At 54.8% G+C, this 18836-nt stretch carries 15 protein-coding genes and 2 tRNA genes; 13 read left to right on the top strand and 4 right to left on the bottom strand.

Annotation, left to right across the window (positions count from 1 at the left end):
• Positions 1-7: 7 nt before the first annotated feature.
• Positions 8-94, top strand: a tRNA-Leu gene (locus RY075_RS20455).
• A gap of 187 nt (positions 95-281) precedes the next feature.
• Here RY075_RS20455 and argG read toward each other — a convergent pair.
• Entirely contained in the window at positions 282-1628 is a 1347-nt protein-coding gene (gene argG, locus RY075_RS20450) for an argininosuccinate synthase (RefSeq protein WP_022649518.1), read from the bottom strand.
• A gap of 286 nt (positions 1629-1914) precedes the next feature.
• Between argG and RY075_RS20445 the strand changes: the two genes are divergently transcribed.
• From RY075_RS20445 to mtr, 12 genes are all read left to right on the top strand, one after another.
• A tRNA-Met gene (locus tag RY075_RS20445) sits at positions 1915-1991 on the top strand.
• 207 nt (positions 1992-2198) lie between these two features.
• Entirely contained in the window at positions 2199-2651 is a 453-nt protein-coding gene (gene rimP / locus RY075_RS20440; protein ID WP_014833432.1) for a ribosome maturation factor RimP, read from the top strand.
• Positions 2652-2679: 28 nt separating this feature from the next.
• Positions 2680-4182 (top strand): transcription termination factor NusA, encoded by a 1503-nt coding sequence (nusA, locus tag RY075_RS20435; protein WP_109948897.1) that lies wholly within the window; start codon positions 2680-2682, stop codon positions 4180-4182.
• A 24-nt stretch (positions 4183-4206) separates the two neighbouring features.
• A complete protein-coding gene (gene infB, locus RY075_RS20430) occupies positions 4207-6894 on the top strand; it encodes a translation initiation factor IF-2 (RefSeq protein WP_003861796.1) in 2688 nt (895 codons plus the stop codon).
• Positions 6895-7000: 106 nt separating this feature from the next.
• Positions 7001-7405 carry a 30S ribosome-binding factor RbfA gene (rbfA, locus tag RY075_RS20425; protein ID WP_003861793.1) on the top strand — a complete coding sequence of 135 codons (405 nt, stop codon included), beginning with the start codon at positions 7001-7003 and terminating at the stop codon, positions 7403-7405.
• Positions 7405-8355, top strand: a complete 951-nt coding sequence (gene truB, locus RY075_RS20420) for a tRNA pseudouridine(55) synthase TruB (RefSeq protein WP_003861791.1) — start codon at positions 7405-7407, stop codon at positions 8353-8355. The genes rbfA and truB overlap by 1 nt, the downstream gene beginning before the upstream one ends.
• A gap of 154 nt (positions 8356-8509) precedes the next feature.
• Entirely contained in the window at positions 8510-8779 is a 270-nt protein-coding gene (rpsO, locus tag RY075_RS20415; RefSeq protein ID WP_003861789.1) for a 30S ribosomal protein S15, read from the top strand.
• 242 nt (positions 8780-9021) lie between these two features.
• A complete protein-coding gene (gene pnp / locus RY075_RS20410; RefSeq protein ID WP_232967666.1) occupies positions 9022-11160 on the top strand; it encodes a polyribonucleotide nucleotidyltransferase in 2139 nt (712 codons plus the stop codon).
• Between the two features lie 110 nt (positions 11161-11270).
• Positions 11271-12155: a lipoprotein NlpI gene (nlpI, locus tag RY075_RS20405; protein WP_003861782.1), complete on the top strand. Its 885-nt coding sequence runs from the start codon at positions 11271-11273 to the stop codon at positions 12153-12155.
• A gap of 107 nt (positions 12156-12262) precedes the next feature.
• Complete coding sequence (gene yrbN, locus RY075_RS20400) at positions 12263-12343, top strand: protein YrbN (RefSeq protein ID WP_097397692.1); 81 nt, start codon at positions 12263-12265, stop codon at positions 12341-12343.
• Positions 12336-14231: a DEAD/DEAH family ATP-dependent RNA helicase gene (locus tag RY075_RS20395; protein ID WP_003861780.1), complete on the top strand. Its 1896-nt coding sequence runs from the start codon at positions 12336-12338 to the stop codon at positions 14229-14231. The genes yrbN and RY075_RS20395 overlap by 8 nt, the downstream gene beginning before the upstream one ends.
• A 142-nt stretch (positions 14232-14373) precedes the next feature.
• Positions 14374-15618 carry a tryptophan permease gene (gene mtr / locus RY075_RS20390; protein WP_032667314.1) on the top strand — a complete coding sequence of 415 codons (1245 nt, stop codon included), beginning with the start codon at positions 14374-14376 and terminating at the stop codon, positions 15616-15618.
• A 101-nt stretch (positions 15619-15719) separates the two neighbouring features.
• On the opposite strand, the gene RY075_RS20385 is transcribed toward mtr, so the two are convergent.
• The 3 genes from RY075_RS20385 to RY075_RS20375 all read right to left on the bottom strand — a co-directional run bounded on the left by RY075_RS20385 (position 15720) and on the right by RY075_RS20375 (position 18687).
• Positions 15720-16727 carry a luciferase-like monooxygenase gene (locus RY075_RS20385; RefSeq protein WP_109948899.1) on the bottom strand — a complete coding sequence of 336 codons (1008 nt, stop codon included), beginning with the start codon at positions 16725-16727 and terminating at the stop codon, positions 15720-15722.
• Between the two features lie 78 nt (positions 16728-16805).
• Positions 16806-17684: a U32 family peptidase gene (locus RY075_RS20380; protein WP_045347166.1), complete on the bottom strand. Its 879-nt coding sequence runs from the start codon at positions 17682-17684 to the stop codon at positions 16806-16808.
• 7 nt (positions 17685-17691) lie between these two features.
• A complete protein-coding gene (locus tag RY075_RS20375) occupies positions 17692-18687 on the bottom strand; it encodes a peptidase U32 family protein (RefSeq protein WP_003861773.1) in 996 nt (331 codons plus the stop codon).
• Positions 18688-18836 lie beyond the last annotated feature (149 nt).

The raw sequence follows: 18836 nt of genomic DNA, 5'->3' as shown, positions 1-18836 counted from the left end.
ATTCCGTACCGAGGTGGTGGAATTGGTAGACACGCTACCTTGAGGTGGTAGTGCCCTAACGGGCTTGTGGGTTCGAGTCCCATCCTCGGTACCAATATTCCAGAAGAAAGACGTCGCAAGACGTCTTTTTTTTCGTCTTTATATTCTGTGTTTCCGATCTATTGTAGGGCGGGTAAGCGCAGCGCCACCCGCCGTTTTGCCCGGTGGCGCTGCGCTTACCGGGCCTACGAAGACCACAAAAAAGGCGCCCATTGGGCGCCTTTTGCATGTCTTGCTGTCGATTACTTCTTATCGCTGTGTTCCAGGTTCTCAACCTGCGGCAGACCATTACCGGAATTCGCGGAGAGCAGGCCATTCTCAACATAGTTGAACAGCTTCTCACGGGTATCGGTGATGTCCAGGTTACGCATGGTCAGCTGGCCAATACGATCGTCCGGAGAGAATACTGACTCACCTTTCTCCATGGTCAGACGCTCTGCTTTATAGGTCAGGTTGTCAGACACGGTGTTCAGGATGGAGTAGTCGTTACCGCGACGCAGTTCCAGGGTCACTTCGCCGGTGATGGCGCTTGCCACCCAACGTTGCAGGGCGTCACGCAGCATCAGCGCCTGTGGATCAAACCAGCGACCCTGATACAGCAGTTTGCCCAGCTGACGGCCATGAGCGTGATACTGCTCAATGGTGTCTTCGTTGTGAATACCGGTCAGCAGACGCTCATAAGCGATGTGCAGCAGCGCCATCCCTGGAGCTTCGTAAATGCCGCGGCTTTTTGCTTCGATGATACGGTTTTCGATCTGATCGCTCATACCCAGCCCGTGACGACCGCCGATGCGGTTTGCTTCCAGCATCAGTTCAACATCGTCGGAGAACGTTTTACCGTTCAGGGCAACCGGATGACCACGTTCGAAACGCACGGTCACTTCTTCCGCCGGGATCTTCACGTTCTCATCCCAGAACTTCACGCCCATGATCGGGTTAACAATTTTTACGCTGGAGTTCAGGAATTCCAGGTCTTTCGCTTCGTGCGTCGCACCCAGCATGTTGGAGTCGGTTGAGTAGGCTTTCTCAACCGACATCTTGTAGTCAAAGCCGCAGGCAATCATAAACTCAGACATTTCATGACGGCCACCCAGCTCGTCGATGAAGTCGGTATCCAGCCACGGTTTGTAGATCTGCAACTCGGCGTTGGTCAGCAGGCCATAACGATAGAAACGTTCAATATCGTTGCCTTTATAGGTGCTACCGTCCCCCCAGATGTTCACGCCATCTTCTTTCATGGCGGCGACCAGCATAGTGCCGGTGACGGCACGACCCAGCGGGGTGGTATTGAAATAGGTCAGGCCGCCGGTAGTGTTATGGAAAGCACCGCACTGGATCGCGGCAATCCCTTCGGCGACCAGCTGCTTACGGCAGTCGATCAGACGTGCGTTCTCTGCGCCATATTCCATGGCACGACGAGGGATCGCGTCATAATCTTCCTCGTCCGGCTGACCCAGGTTCGCAGTATATGCATAAGGAACCGCTCCCTTCTGGCGCATCCACAGCAGTGCAGCGCTGGTATCCAGGCCGCCAGAAAAAGCGATGCCAATACGTTGTCCTACCGGGAGATGCTTGAGAATCGTCGTCATATAATAAAACCCTGCTTGATTGACTGATTAGAGACCGCTTTCGCTCTCGATGCATGTTTATGCAAAATAAGTGAGTATTCATTTAATCATTTTTTATCGACGACCGAAAGAGACGTGTGCGTTTTTTGTAAAAATTTCCCTTTTATTGCCCTGGCCGAAGTTGGGTTGACAGGTGGGGTCAACTATCAATATACTGAATGCCGATTTTACGTCCCGTCTTCGGTACCAAATCCCAGCATTATTTGCAAATTCTGTCCAAAACGCGTAGAATTTGCCACGTTTCAGGCGCGGGGTGGAGCAGCCTGGTAGCTCGTCGGGCTCATAACCCGAAGGTCGTCGGTTCAAATCCGGCCCCCGCAACCACTTTCCCATAAAGTTCTTTTTCAAATATACTGTGAAGACTTAGAGCCTTCGTAGCTGGATTTGAAAAAATGCTTTCGGAGAGTGCTCCAGGCCACAGTTGTGGCTATAGGGTTCAGTTATCTAAAGCCCCGATTTATCGGGGTTTTTTGTTATCTGACTACAGAATAACTGGGCTTTACGCCCTTTTTTTATGTCTTGGGGGTGGGCTTGTCCACATTAGAGCAAAAATTAACAGAGATGATTACTGCGCCGGTCGAAGCACTGGGCTACGAACTGGTCGGCATCGAATTCGTTCGCGGCCGTACATCCACACTGCGCATCTATATTGATAGTGAAGATGGCATCAATGTTGATGATTGTGCTGATGTCAGCCACCAGGTGAGTGCGGTTCTTGATGTTGAAGATCCGATTACCGTTGCGTACAACCTGGAAGTTTCCTCACCTGGCCTCGATCGTCCGATGTTCACGGCCGAGCACTACGTGCGCTTTACCGGTGAAGAAGTGGCTCTCGTTCTGCGTATGGCCGTACAGAATCGCCGTAAATGGCAGGGAATTATCAAAGCCGTTGATGGTGAAATGATCACGGTGACAGTCGAAGGCAAAGATGAAGTGTTCGCGCTGAGTAATATCCAGAAGGCGAACCTGGTTCCCCACTTTTAACAGTCTGGATTGAGGTGAAAAGCCCGCGATGAACAAAGAAATTTTGGCTGTTGTTGAAGCCGTCTCCAACGAGAAATCACTGCCGCGTGAGAAGATTTTCGAAGCGCTGGAAAGTGCACTGGCTACAGCAACCAAGAAAAAATACGAACAAGAGATCGATGTTCGCGTAGAAATCGATCGTAAAAGCGGTGACTTCGATACATTCCGTCGTTGGGTAATCGTTGAAGAAGTGACCCAACCGACCAAAGAGATCACCCTGGAAGCGGCACGTTTTGAAGACGAAAGTCTGAACGTGGGTGACTACGTTGAAGATCAGATTGAATCTGTTACCTTCGACCGTATCACCACCCAGACCGCGAAGCAGGTTATCGTGCAGAAAGTTCGCGAAGCCGAGCGCGCGCTGGTTGTCGATCAGTTCCGCGATCAGGAAGGCGAAATCATCACTGGCGTGGTGAAGAAAGTGAACCGCGACAACATCTCTCTGGAGATCAAATCCGAAGGACTGCCGGGTAACGCTGAAGCCGTCATCCTGCGCGAAGACATGCTGCCGCGTGAAAACTTCCGCCCAGGCGATCGTATTCGTGGTGTGCTGTATGCCGTACGTCCTGAAGCGCGTGGTGCACAGCTGTTCGTGACGCGTTCTAAACCAGAAATGCTGGTTGAACTGTTCCGTATCGAAGTGCCGGAAATCGGCGAAGAAGTTATCGAAATCAAAGCGGCGGCCCGCGATCCGGGCTCCCGTGCGAAAATTGCGGTGAAAACCAACGACAAGCGTATCGACCCGGTCGGTGCTTGCGTCGGTATGCGTGGCGCACGTGTTCAGGCGGTTTCTACCGAACTGGGCGGCGAGCGCATTGATATCGTTCTGTGGGACGACAACCCGGCGCAGTTCGTGATCAACGCAATGGCACCGGCTGATGTGGCGTCTATCGTTGTTGACGAAGACAAACACACCATGGATATCGCTGTAGAAGCGGGCAACCTGGCGCAGGCGATTGGCCGTAACGGTCAGAACGTACGTCTGGCGTCACAGCTGAGCGGCTGGGAACTCAACGTGATGACCGTTGATGACCTTCAGGCCAAGCATCAGGCTGAAGCCCACGCGGCGATCGATACCTTCACCAAATACCTGGACATTGACGAACACTTCGCCACTGTGCTGGTTGAAGAAGGTTTCTCTACGCTGGAAGAACTGGCCTACGTGCCAATGAAAGAGCTGCTGGAAATTGACGGTCTGGATGAACCAACCGTTGAAGCCCTGCGTGAACGCGCTAAAAACGCACTGACCACCCTGGCGCTGGCTCAGGAAGAAAGCCTTGGCGATAAGAAGCCGGCTGATGACCTGCTGAATCTGGAAGGTCTTGATCGTGCGATTGCGTTCAAGCTGGCTGCCCGTGGTGTTTGTACGCTGGAAGATCTCGCTGAGCAAGGCGTTGATGACCTGGCCGATATCGAAGGTTTAACCGACGAGAAAGCCGGCGAACTCATCATGGCCGCACGTAATATTTGCTGGTTCGGCGACGAAGCGTAATAAACTGTAGCAGGAAGGAACAGCATGACTGATGTAACTGTAAAATCGCTGGCTGCTGAGATTCAGACCTCCGTGGACCGCCTGGTACAGCAATTTGCTGATGCAGGGATCCCGAAGTCCGCTGATGACTCGGTGACCGCGCAAGAAAAACAAACCTTGTTAGCGCACCTGAACCGTGAACACGGCTCTACGCCTGACAAGTTAACGCTACAGCGTAAAACGCGTAGCACGTTGAACATCCCTGGTACCGGTGGCAAAAGCAAGTCGGTACAAATTGAAGTCCGCAAGACGCGCACCTTTGTAAAACGTGATCCGCAAGAGGCAGAACGCCTTGCCGCGGAAGAGCAGGCACAGCGTGAAGCGGAAGAACAAGCTCAGCGTGAGGCAGAAGCCACTGCCAAACGTGAAGCAGAATTAAAAGCTGAACGTGAGGCCGCAGAAAAAGCGAAACGCGACGCCGGTGAAAAAGCGAAGCGTGACGCTGCGGAAAAAGACAAAGTGAGCAATCAACAGACCGACGAAATGACCAAAACTGCCCAGGCTGAAAAAGCCCGCCGTGAAAATGAAGCTGCCGAGCTGAAGCGTAAAGCGGAAGAAGAAGCCCGCCGCAAGCTTGAAGAAGAAGCTCGCCGCGTCGCCGAAGAAGCGCGTCGCATGGCAGAAGAAAACGAGAAGAATGGTGTGAATACCGCTGAACCAACTGAAGATACCAGCGATTATCACGTCACCACGTCTCAGCATGCGCGTCAGGCAGAAGACGACAACGACCGCGAAGTAGAAGGTGGTCGTGGTCGTACTCGCAGTGCAAAAGCTGCGCGTCCTGCGAAAAAAGGTAACAAACACGCTGAATCAAAAGCTGACCGTGAAGAAGCGCGTGCAGCGGTTCGCGGCGGTAAAGGTGGTAAGCGTAAAGGTTCCGCTCTCCAGCAGGGCTTCCAGAAGCCTGCTCAGGCCGTTAACCGTGACGTTGTGATCGGCGAAACTATCACCGTTGGCGAACTGGCTAACAAAATGGCGGTGAAAGGCTCTCAGGTCATCAAAGCGATGATGAAACTGGGCGCAATGGCCACCATTAACCAGGTCATCGACCAGGAAACCGCACAGCTGGTTGCCGAAGAGATGGGCCACAAAGTTATCCTGCGTCGTGAAAACGAGCTGGAAGAAGCAGTAATGAGCGACCGTGATACGGGCGCAGCGGCTGAACCGCGCGCACCGGTTGTGACCATCATGGGTCACGTTGACCACGGTAAAACCTCTCTGCTTGACTACATTCGTTCTACTAAGGTTGCCTCCGGCGAAGCGGGTGGTATTACCCAGCACATCGGTGCTTACCACGTAGAAACCGAGAACGGCATGATCACCTTCCTGGATACCCCAGGCCACGCAGCGTTTACCTCAATGCGTGCTCGTGGTGCTCAGGCAACGGATATCGTTGTTCTGGTTGTTGCTGCCGACGATGGCGTGATGCCGCAGACCATTGAAGCTATCCAGCACGCGAAAGCGGCGCAGGTGCCTCTGGTTGTTGCAGTCAACAAAATCGATAAGCCAGAAGCCGATATGGATCGCGTGAAGAACGAACTGTCCCAGTACGGCGTTATGCCGGAAGAGTGGGGCGGTGAAGCACAGTTCATCCCTGTATCTGCAAAAGCGGGTACCGGTATCGACGACCTGCTGAACGCCATCCTGCTTCAGGCTGAAGTTCTGGAGCTGAAAGCGGTTCGTAAAGGTATGGCGAGCGGCGCGGTAATCGAATCCTTCCTGGATAAAGGTCGTGGTCCGGTTGCAACCGTTCTGGTTCGCGAAGGTACTCTGCACAAGGGCGACATCGTTCTGTGTGGTTTCGAATACGGTCGCGTTCGCGCGATGCGTAACGAACTGGGTCAGGAAGTGCTGGAAGCGGGTCCGTCCATTCCAGTGGAAATCCTGGGGCTGTCCGGTGTTCCGGCTGCCGGTGACGAAGTAACCGTCGTACGTGACGAGAAGAAAGCGCGTGAAGTCGCTCTGTATCGTCAGGGTAAATTCCGTGAAGTGAAGCTGGCTCGTCAGCAGAAATCTAAACTCGAGAATATGTTCGCCAACATGACCGAAGGCGAAGTTCACGAAGTGAACGTTGTTCTGAAAGCGGACGTTCAGGGTTCTGTGGAAGCGATCTCCGACTCCTTGCTGAAACTGTCTACCGACGAAGTGAAAGTGAAGATCATCGGTTCTGGCGTAGGTGGTATCACCGAAACCGACGCAACTCTGGCAGCAGCGTCCAACGCGATCCTGGTTGGCTTCAACGTTCGTGCTGACGCATCTGCGCGTAAAGTGATTGATGCTGAAAGCCTGGATCTGCGTTACTACTCCGTCATCTATAACCTGATTGACGAAGTGAAAGCAGCGATGAGCGGCATGCTGTCTCCTGAGCTGAAACAGCAGATCATCGGTCTGGCTGAAGTACGTGACGTGTTCAAATCACCGAAATTCGGTGCGATCGCGGGCTGTATGGTTACCGAAGGGACCATCAAGCGTCACAACCCAATCCGCGTACTGCGTGACAACGTGGTTATCTACGAAGGCGAGCTGGAATCCCTGCGCCGCTTTAAAGATGACGTTAACGAAGTCCGTAACGGCATGGAATGTGGTATCGGCGTGAAGAACTACAACGACGTTCGCGTTGGCGATATGATCGAAGTGTTCGAGATCATCGAAATTCAGCGTACCATCGCGTAATCTTCTTCAACAGAAGATTAATGAGCGTAGGCCGGGTAAGCGAAGCGCCACCCGGCAGTAATTTTAAAAAGGGGCTTAAGCCCCTTTTTTGTCTGGAGAATTTATTATGGCGAAAGAATTTGGTCGCCCACAGCGCGTCGCGCAGGAGATGCAGAAAGAGATCGCTCTCATTCTGCAACGTGAAATCAAAGATCCACGCGTGGGTATGATGACCACCGTGTCTGGCGTGGAAATGTCCCGCGACCTGGCGTACGCCAAAGTGTTTGTAACTTTCCTGAATGACCAGGATGAAGACGCTGTGAAGAACGGCATTAAAGCGTTGCAGGAAGCCTCTGGTTTCATTCGCTCTCTGCTTGGCAAAGCGATGCGCCTGCGTATCGTGCCAGAGCTGACCTTCTTCTACGACAACTCGCTGGTTGAAGGTATGCGTATGTCCAACCTGGTGACCAGCGTGGTGAAACATGACGATGAGCGTCGTGTTAACCCGGCGGACGACAGCAAGGAGGACTGATGAGTCGTCCTCGTCGTCGCGGTCGTGACGTGCATGGCGTGCTCTTGCTGGATAAACCACAGGGCGCATCCAGCAACGACGTGCTGCAAAAAGTGAAGCGTATTTATAACGCCAACCGAGCAGGGCACACTGGCGCGCTGGATCCGCTGGCAACCGGCATGCTGCCGATCTGCCTGGGGGAAGCGACAAAGTTTTCCCAGTACCTGCTGGATTCCGATAAGCGCTACCGCGTGATTGCCAAACTGGGCCAGCGCACGGATACCTCCGATGCAGATGGCCAGGTGGTGGAAGAGCGCCCGGTGACCTTCAGCGCAGAGCAACTTGATGCGGCGCTGGACAGCTTCCGTGGTGATACGCTACAGGTGCCGTCGATGTATTCGGCGCTGAAATATCAGGGCAAAAAGCTCTACGAATATGCACGTCAGGGCATTGAGGTTCCGCGCGAAGCTCGTCCGATTACCGTGTATGAGCTGCTGTTCATTCGTCACGAAGGTGATGAACTCGAGCTGGAAGTACACTGTTCGAAAGGGACCTATATCCGCACCATCATTGATGACCTCGGTGAAAAGCTGGGCTGCGGCGCGCATGTGATTTATCTGCGTCGTCTGGCGGTCAGCAAATATCCGGTCGAACGCATGGTGACGCTTGAGCATCTGCACGCCCTGATTGAGCAGGCGCAAGCGCAGGGCGTTGCGCCGGCCGATCTGCTGGACCCCCTGCTGATGCCAATGGACAGTCCGGCAGTGGACTTCCCGGTTGTTAATCTTCCTTTAACATCGTCCGTTTACTTTAAGAACGGAAACCCGGTTCGCACAACGGGGGCACCGCTTGAGGGCCTGGTACGCGTGACGGAAGGTGACGAAGGGAAATTCATCGGTATGGGCGAAATGGACGGCGAAGGGCGTGTGGCGCCGCGTCGTCTGGTCGTCGAATATCCGGTCGAAGCGTGACGGTGATAACGCCTTACCTTGCGATAAGCAGGGGAGACGAGTAGAATATCGCCGCTTAACGCCTGGTAAATTGTTTAACAATCTGCGGGGCGTACATGGGATAGCTGAATTAGAGATCGGCATCCTTACATTCTTTATACTTTGGAGTTTGAAAATGTCTCTAAGCGTTGAAGCTAAAGCTAAAATCGTTTCTGAGTTTGGTCGTGGTACTAACGACAGCGGTTCTACCGAAGTTCAGGTTGCACTGCTGACTGCACAGATTAACCACCTGCAAGGTCACTTTGCAGAGCACAAAAAAGATCACCACAGCCGTCGTGGTCTGCTGCGTATGGTTTCTCAGCGTCGTAAACTGCTCGACTACCTGAAGCGTAAAGATGTTGCACGCTACACCGCGCTGATCGAGCGTCTGGGTCTGCGTCGCTAATTCTTGCGAGTTTCAGAAAAGGGGGCCTGATGGCCCCTTTTTTCAACCAGACGGCAGCAATTCAATGGAAACTATTGTATTGTTGCTATAAATGATCTTCATTGCAGAGGTTCGCGCGGCTAATGAGAGGCTTCACCCATGGGGGTGTCGGTTGTCATTAGTCGCGAGGATGCGAAGAAGGTCGGGTTAAATCGTCAGCACACCTGAGGTGTGCTTTCAAACATTTAAGAAAGGACAGAACTTTGCTGAATCCGATCGTTCGTAAATTCCAGTATGGTCAGCATACCGTCACGCTGGAAACCGGCATGATGGCGCGTCAGGCTACTGCTGCCGTTATGGTAAGCATGGATGACACTGCTGTATTCGTTACCGTAGTTGGCCAGAAAAAAGCTAAACCAGGTCAGGACTTCTTCCCGCTGACCGTTAACTACCAGGAGCGTACCTACGCTGCCGGTAAAATCCCAGGTGGCTTCTTCCGTCGTGAAGGCCGTCCAAGCGAAGGCGAAACCCTGATCGCGCGTCTGATTGACCGCCCGGTTCGTCCGCTGTTCCCGGAAGGCTTCGTGAACGAAGTGCAGGTTATCGCAACCGTTGTTTCCGTTAACCCGCAGGTTAACCCGGACATCGTTGCGATGATCGGTGCGTCTGCTGCCCTGTCACTGTCTGGTATTCCATTCAATGGTCCAATCGGTGCTGCGCGCGTGGGTTACATCAATGATCAGTACGTGCTGAACCCAACTCAGGAAGAGCTGAAAGAGAGTAAGCTGGACCTGGTTGTCGCTGGTACTGAAGCCGCGGTGCTGATGGTTGAATCCGAAGCTGAACTGCTGAGCGAAAACCAGATGCTGGGCGCTGTGGTCTTCGGCCACGACCAGCAGCAGGTTGTTATCCAGAACATCAACGACCTGGTGAAAGAAGCCGGTAAACCACGTTGGGACTGGCAGCCAGAAGCGGCCAACGACGCGCTGAACGCACGCGTTGCTGCACTGGCAGAATCTCGTCTGAGCGACGCATACCGCATCACCGACAAACAGGAGCGCTATGCTCAGGTTGATGTGATCAAATCTGAAGTGACCGCGACCCTGGTTGCCGAAGACGAAACGCTGGACGCTAACGAAATTGGCGAAATCCTGCACGCTATCGAGAAAAACGTTGTTCGTAGCCGCGTCCTGGCAGGCGAGCCGCGTATCGATGGCCGTGAAAAAGACATGATCCGTGGTCTGGACGTGCGTACTGGCGTACTGCCACGTACTCACGGTTCTGCGCTGTTCACCCGTGGTGAAACGCAGGCGCTGGTAACCGCGACCCTGGGTACTGCACGTGACGCACAGATCATCGACGAACTGATGGGCGAGCGCACTGACAGCTTCCTGTTCCACTACAACTTCCCTCCGTACTCTGTGGGCGAAACCGGTATGGTTGGCTCACCGAAGCGTCGTGAAATTGGTCACGGTCGTCTGGCGAAGCGCGGCGTGCTGGCAGTGATGCCAGAAGCAGACAAATTCCCGTACACCGTACGTGTGGTGTCTGAAATCACTGAATCCAACGGTTCTTCTTCCATGGCTTCCGTGTGTGGTGCTTCTCTGGCGCTGATGGATGCAGGCGTGCCAATTAAAGCCGCCGTTGCGGGTATCGCAATGGGTCTGGTAAAAGAAGGCGACAACTACGTTGTTCTGTCTGACATTCTGGGTGATGAAGACCACCTGGGTGATATGGACTTCAAAGTAGCGGGTTCCCGCGACGGTATCTCTGCTTTGCAGATGGATATCAAAATTGAAGGTATCACCAAAGAGATCATGCAGGTTGCTCTGAACCAGGCTAAAGGTGCGCGTCTGCACATCCTGGGCGTGATGGAACAGGCTATCAACGCGCCACGCGGTGATATCTCTGAATTCGCTCCGCGTATTCACACCATCAAGATCAATCCAGACAAGATCAAAGATGTTATCGGTAAGGGCGGTTCCGTTATCCGTGCACTGACCGAAGAAACGGGCACCACCATCGAAATCGAAGATGACGGTACTGTGAAGATCGCAGCAACCGACGGCGAGAAAGCGAAATACGCTATCCGTCGTATCGAAGAGATCACGGCAGAAATCGAAGTGGGCCGTATCTACAATGGTAAAGTGACCCGTATCGTTGACTTTGGCGCATTCGTTGCCATCGGTGGCGGTAAAGAAGGTCTGGTACACATCTCTCAGATCGCTGACAAGCGCGTTGAGAAAGTGACCGATTACCTGCAAATGGGTCAGGAAGTACCGGTGAAAGTTCTGGAAGTTGACCGCCAGGGCCGTATCCGTCTGAGCATTAAAGAAGCAACCGAGCAGTCTCAGCCTGCTGCGGCGCCGGAAGCTCCGGCTGCTGAACAGCACGGCGAGTAAGGTTGCCATTTGCCCTCCGCGCAGGCGGAGGGCTTATTATCAGGCAGGACGCCTTGTTAAGCCGCCGGGGGACAGGACGTTCATCCAATAGTTGTCTTCGGGAGTGGGAAATGAAGCCTTTTTTGCGCTGGTGTTTCGTTGCGACAGCTTTAACGCTGGCAGGATGCAGCAACTCTGCCTGGCGTAAGAGCGAAGTCCTCGCAGTGCCATTGCAACCGACTTTGCAGCAGGAAGTCATTCTGGCACGCATGGAACAAATACTTGCCAGTCGGGCTTTAACCGATGACGAACGCGCACAGCTTTTATATGAGCGCGGAGTGTTGTATGATAGTCTCGGTCTGAGGGCACTGGCGCGAAATGATTTTTCACAAGCGCTGGCGATTCGACCTGATATGCCTGAAGTATTCAATTACTTAGGCATTTATTTAACGCAGGCAGGCAATTTTGATGCTGCCTATGAAGCGTTTGATTCTGTACTTGAGCTTGATCCAACTTACAACTACGCGCACTTGAATCGCGGTATCGCATTGTATTACGGCGGACGTGATAAGTTAGCGCAAGATGATCTGCTGGCGTTTTATCAAGACGATCCTAATGATCCTTTCCGCAGCCTGTGGCTTTACATCGTTGAGCAGAAGCTTGATGAGAAGCAGGCCAAAGAAGCACTGAAACAGCGCTTCGAGAAATCGGACAAGGAACAGTGGGGATGGAACATTGTCGAGTTCTACCTGGGCAACATTAGCGAAGCAACGCTGATGGAACGCCTCAAGGCGGACGCAACGGATAACACCTCGCTCGCTGAGCATCTCAGTGAAACCAACTTCTATTTAGGTAAGTACTACCTAAGTCTGGGGGATATGGACAGCGCTACGGCACTGTTCAAATTAGCGGTTGCTAACAACGTACATAACTTCGTTGAGCACCGTTATGCATTGTTGGAATTATCGCTCTTGGGCCAGGAGCAAGACGACCTGGCAGAATCGGACCAGCAATAGCTGACGACATAAACATCAGCCCGTAATCTTTTGATTGCCATCACCTTCACTGGTGAGGGCGTTGTTGTTCGTCAATACACCTAATTTGAGCCGGTTCACACTTTTCAATGAAAATTGCTAATCATTTTCACGATGAGCTAAGTAGACTGGCCGCCATTAATATCGAGGCACTTGTACTACATGGCTGAATTCGAAACCACTTTTGCAGATCTGGGCCTGAAGGCTCCTATCCTTGAAGCCCTTAACGATCTGGGTTACGAAAAACCATCTCCGATCCAGGCTGAGTGTATCCCACACCTGCTTTCTGGTCGTGACGTGCTGGGCATGGCCCAGACTGGTAGCGGTAAAACCGCAGCATTCTCGCTGCCGCTGCTGAACAACATTGATCCGGACCTGCGCGCGCCGCAGATCCTCGTCCTGGCTCCAACCCGTGAACTGGCTGTTCAGGTTGCTGAAGCCATGACGGAATTCTCTAAACATATGCGCGGCGTAAACGTGGTAGCCCTGTACGGCGGCCAGCGTTATGACGTGCAGTTACGCGCCCTGCGCCAGGGCCCACAAATTGTTGTCGGTACGCCGGGCCGTCTGCTGGATCACCTGAAGCGCGGTACCCTGGACCTCTCTAAACTGAGCGGTCTGGTACTGGACGAAGCCGATGAAATGCTGCGTATGGGCTTCATCGAAGACGTAGAAACCATCATGGCGCAGATCCCGGAAGGTCATCAGACCGCTCTGTTCTCTGCAACTATGCCAGAAGCGATCCGTCGCATTACCCGCCGCTTCATGAAAGAGCCGCAGGAAGTGCGCATTCAGTCCAGCGTGACCACTCGCCCGGACATCAGCCAGAGCTACTGGTCTGTATACGGCATGCGCAAAAACGAAGCGCTGGTCCGTTTCCTGGAAGCGGAAGATTTTGATGCGGCGATTATCTTCGTACGTACCAAAAACGCGACACTGGAAGTGGCTGAAGCCCTGGAGCGTAGCGGCTACAACAGCGCAGCGCTGAACGGCGACATGAACCAGGCCCTGCGCGAGCAGACCCTGGAGCGTCTGAAAGACGGTCGTCTGGATATCCTGATTGCAACCGACGTGGCAGCACGTGGTCTGGACGTTGAGCGTATCAGCCTGGTTGTAAACTACGATATCCCAATGGACTCCGAGTCTTACGTTCACCGTATCGGCCGTACCGGTCGTGCGGGTCGTGCGGGCCGTGCGCTGCTGTTCGTTGAGAACCGCGAGCGTCGTCTGCTGCGTAACATTGAACGCACCATGAAGCTGACCATTCCAGAAGCTGAGCTGCCAAACGCAGAACTGCTGGGCAAACGCCGTCTGGAAAAATTCGCCGCGAAAGTACAGCAGCAGCTGGAAAGCAGCGATCTGGATCAGTACCGTGCGCTGCTGTCCCAGATCCAGCCTGTCGCTGAAGGCGAAGAGCTGGACATGGAAACCCTGGCCGCAGCACTGCTGAAAATGGCGCAGGGCGAACGTAGCCTGATCGTGCCACCTGATGCGCCGATGCGTCCTAAGCGTGAGTTCCGTGACCGTGACGATCGTTTCGAACGTCGTGGCGACCGTAACGACCGTGGTCCACGCGGTGACCGTCCAGAGCGTGGTGGTGAAGACCGTCCACGTCGCGAGCGTCGTGACGCTGGCGAAATGGAACTGTATCGCATTGAAGTGGGCCGTGATGATGGTGTTGAAGTTCGTCACATCGTTGGCGCGATCGCTAACGAAGGCGACATCAGCAGCCGTTACATTGGTAACATCAAGCTGTTCGGTTCCCACTCCACCATCGAGCTGCCAAAAGGCATGCCGGGCGAAGTACTGCAACACTTTACTCGCACCCGCATCCTGAACAAGCCGATGAACATGCAGCTGCTGGGCGATGCACAGCCACGTCCTGACCGTGGCGGCGAACGTCGTGGCGGTGGTCGCGGTTTCGGTGGCGAGCGTCGTGAAGGCGGTCGCAGCGAAGGTCGCGGTGGTGAAGGCCGTCGTTTCTCCGGCGAGCGCCGCGAAAACCGTGGTCCACGCCGTGAAGAAGGTGCCAGCCGTCGTCGTTTCGGTGATGCGTAAGCCTTTCGCTTCTGACGTAAAGTAAAATATACAGCCCTGATAGTCGCTATCGGGGCTTTTTTTATTCCTTTTGTACTCTTGTACTGGTACAGTGCAACACACTAAAATGCAGAACCACATTTTTCACTGGAGATAAGGCCGCATGGCAACACTAACCACCACCCAAACGTCACCTTCGCTGCTTGGCGGCGTGGTGATCATCGGCGGAACCATCATTGGTGCCGGGATGTTTTCCCTGCCTGTGGTCATGTCCGGTGCGTGGTTCTTCTGGTCGCTGGCGGCGCTGGTTTTCACCTGGTTCTGCATGCTCCATTCCGGGCTGATGATCCTTGAAGCAAACCTGAACTATCGCATTGGCTCCAGCTTCGACACCCTCACCCGGGATCTGTTGGGCAAAGGCTGGAACCTGGTGAACGGGCTGTCCATCGCGTTTGTACTCTATATCCTGACCTACGCGTACATTTCAGCGAGCGGGTCGATTCTGCATCACACCTTCTCAGAGATGTCGCTGAACGTTCCGGCGCGTCTGGCGGGTCTCTGCTTCGCGCTGGGCGTGGCGTTTATCGTCTGGATGAGCACCAAAGCGGTCAGCCGCATGACGGCAATCGTGCTGGGCGCAAAGGTCATCACCTTCTTTCTTACCTTCGGCAGCCTGCTGGGGCACGTCACGCCGGCCACGCTGTTTAACGTTGCCGAAACGAACACCTCTTATACGCCGTACCTGCTGATGACCCTGCCGTTCTGTCTGGCGTCGTTTGGCTACCACGGTAACGTACCGAGCCTGATGAAGTACTACGGCAAGGATCCGCGCACCATCGTGAAATGCCTGGTTTACGGCACGCTGCTGGCGCTGGCGCTGTATGTGATCTGGCTGCTGGGGACGATGGGTAACATCCCGCGTCCGGAATTTATCGGCATTGCGCAGAAGGGCGGTAACATTGATGTGCTGGTACAGGCGCTGAGCGGCGTGCTGAACAGCCGCAGCCTGGATCTGCTTCTGGTGGTCTTCTCGAACTTTGCGGTGGCGAGTTCATTCCTCGGCGTGACGCTGGGCCTGTTTGACTACCTGGCGGATCTGTTTGGTTTTGATGACTCTGCGACGGGGCGCTTCAAAACGGCGCTGTTGACCTTCCTGCCGCCGATTGTGGGCGGCCTGCTGTGGCCGAACGGTTTCCTGTACGCCATCGGCTATGCAGGACTGGCGGCCACCATCTGGGCGGCGATTGTACCGGCGCTGCTGGCGCGCAAATCACGTAAGCGCTTCGGCAGCCCGAAATTCCGCGTCTGGGGCGGAAAACCGATGATTGCGCTGATCCTGTTATTTGGTATCGGTAACGCGGTGGTGCACGTGCTGTCGAGTTTTAATCTGTTGCCTGTGTATCAGTAAAACGTGCGGTCTGAACCCCTCACCCCGGCCCTCTGCCGCAGGGAGAGGGAGAAAAGAATGTAGGCCCGGTAAGCGAAGCGCCACCGGGCAAAGCAAAAAAACTACCCCACCAACTCCTCTTTCACCTGCATTGCCAAATCAAACGAATGCAGACGCGCCTGGTGATCGAAAATCTGGCCGTTAACCATAATCTCATCCGCCTGGGTTTCACGCAGCACCGCCTCCAGCCCGTGACGCACTTTCGCCTTATCACCTACCAGCGACATACTCAGAGCCTGCTGCACGCCATACTGCTCGGAGGCCGACCACAGCTGATGCATATTCTCTACCGGCGGCGGCAGCTGGCCCGTCTCACCGCGACGCAGCTTCACAAACGCCTGCTGCATGGAGGTGAACAGGAATTCCGCGTCGCGGTTGCTGTCGGCGGCAATGATATTGATACACACCATCGCGTACGGTTTCTCCAGACGCTCGGACGGTTTGAAGTGCGCGCGGTAGAGATGCAGCGCCTGATGCAGCATATCCGGTGCGAAATGCGAGGCAAACGCAAACGGCAGCCCCAACTGGGCGGCGAGCTGCGCGCTGTACAGACTTGAGCCTAACAGCCATACCGGGATCTTTTCCCCGTACCCCGGCACAGGACGCACGTGCGGGTTCGGGTCACGCGCGTCGAACCAGCCCACCAGCTCCGCCACATCGCGCGGGAAGTTGTCGATATCGCCGCTCATATGGCGACGCAGGGCGCGCATGGTCGGCTGGTCGCTGCCCGGCGCGCGGCCAAGCCCTAAATCAATACGGCCCGGATAGAGGGTATTCAGCGTCCCGAACTGCTCAGCAATCACCAGCGGGGCGTGGTTTGGCAGCATCACGCCGCCGGAGCCCAGGTGCAGTGTGGTGGTATTCGCCGCCAGATAGCCAATCAGCACCGAGGTGGCGGCGCTGGCGATGCCCACCATATTGTGGTGTTCCGCCAGCCAGTAGCGGTGATAGCCGCGCTTTTCGGCAAGCTGAGCAAGATCGAGAGAGTGCGTGAAGGCTTCTCTGGCCGAGGAGCCTTGTGGGATCGGCGCCAGATCCAGCACCGAAAACGGAATGGTTTTGTCAGTCATAACAGCTCACTTTGTCGACGGTCAATCTTTAATACTGCATTAAAAAATGATAACCGTTGTTAACAAAGTGAGCCTTTTTTATGCCTGCAATTCCAGCCCGGCGAGACGTCGCCAGTAACCGTTGCAGTCGCTGTTTGCCGTCAGAGGCAGCGGAGCAGCGCCATTTTCGTTGGCGCGGAAGGCGTCCAGCATGGCGAATACGCCGGTATCAAGCGGCGAAAGACGCACCATATCCACCAGCCCGTGCATTGACGCCAGTTCGTTGCCGAGGTTATAGACGTAACCGCTCATGGTCTGAATGCCGTTAAGAACAAACACCTGCTGATTCTCCTGCGACAGCATGCTGCGTCCGTTCGGGTACTTAATGCAGCAGGTTTCGCACTCGTCTTTCGGACGATCTTCGGAACGTGCGGTGAAGCAGCGGGCAGAGTAGGCCAGCGGCAGATGCCCATAGCTCAGAACTTCCACTTCAAACTTGTTGCGAATGCCCAGCTCTTCGCACTGTGTAAGCAGGTTGGCCAGCCAGTCGCGGGAGAGTTCAACCGGCATGCACCAGCGGGTCATCCCCTGTTTGAGCAGCAGGCGCAGGGTCACGGCGTTATAGCAGTTCAGGGCATGTCCGGCGACAAACGGCAGCTTACGTTCGGCGCACATGTTCACCACGCCCAGGTCGCTCGCCTCCAGCAGGAACTCACCGTTTTCGACGTAGCGCTTCAGCTCGCCCAGTTCAGAGGACGCCTGCACCAGCGCCAGCGTCGAGAGCACCACCTGCTTGCCGCTGCCGGCCAGGCTTTTCGCCATATCCAGCCAGTCGCCCACTTTGGTGGCGCGGCGCTTGCTGCACACCGCTTCGCCGAGGTAAATCACATCGGCGCTGCTGGTAGCGGCCTGCTGGTAAAAATCTTCCAGCGTCTCTTTTGACCAGTAGTAAAGCACCGGCCCTAATGAATATTTCATGATTTTCTCACTGCCATTTACGGTGATACGCGCCGAGCGTGGTTTGGGTGCCTTCGGACATCGCGCCGAGCGTCTCCATCCATGCCGCCTGCGGAGCGTAGTTTTGCGGGTCCGCCATGCAGCGGTCGATGGCCTGACGCCACACCTTTGCCACCTGGCTCACGTAGGCCGGGCTGCGCTGGCGGCCTTCGATTTTCACCGAGGCAATATTGGCGGCCAGCAGCTCTGGCAGCAGTTCCAGCGTGTTGAGGCTGGTGGGCTCCTCCAGCGCGTGGTAGCGCTCACCGTCCACCAGATATCGGCCTTTGCACAGCGTCGGGTAGCCCGCGTTTTCACCGTCCTGATAGCGGTCAATTAACACATCATTCAGGCGTGACTCCAGTCCCTGCGGCGTTTGCTGCCAGCGAACGAAGCGGGCAGGCGAGCAGGCGCCGACGGTATTTGGCGATTCGCCGGTCAAATACGAGGAAAGATAGCAGCGGCCTTCGGCCATGATGCACAGGCTGCCGAAGGCAAAAACCTCCAGCGGCACTGGCGTGACGCGCGCCAGTTGCTTAACCTGATGAATAGAGAGTACGCGCGGCAGCACTACGCGAGCCACGTCAAAGTGTCGATGATAAAAACGGACGGCCTCTTCATTGGTGGCCGATGCCTGAACAGAGACATGGCGCTCAATATGCGGATAACGTTCTGCCGCATACTCAAGCATGGCGAGATCGGCCAGGATCAGCGCATCGGCGCCCAGCTGGGCCGCCATATCCACGGCGCGCTGCCAGCGGGCATAGCCATCAGGATGGGCAAAGGTATTGATGGCGATGTGCAGTTTGCGCCGGTGCTGGTGGACGAAGTTAACGGCTTCCTGAAGCTTTTTCTCCGTAAAGTTAAGACCCGCAAAATGGCGGGCGTTGGTATCATCTTTCAGCCCGATATAGACCGCATCGGCCCCATTTTCGATGGCCGCCTTAAGCGCCGGAAGGTTTCCGGCAGGGCAGAGCAGCTCCATAATTTATCCCGATGTTGTCGATCGCAGGGATCGTAAAAAATGTTAACGAGCTGGGATTTTAATTAACCCATACGCGACAATTTTTGATTTAAGGCAGCTAATGGCGTATTGATGGCACCAATAATGAGGTACACCGGACAACGGTTTGT

Origin of the sequence: Enterobacter sp. JJBC, from assembly GCF_036936505.1 — a bacterium.
Classification (GTDB): Bacteria; Pseudomonadota; Gammaproteobacteria; order Enterobacterales; family Enterobacteriaceae; genus Enterobacter; species Enterobacter hormaechei_C.
The sequence above is the reverse complement of the archived record's forward strand: the minus strand, read 5'-3'. Positions and strand labels throughout refer to the sequence as shown.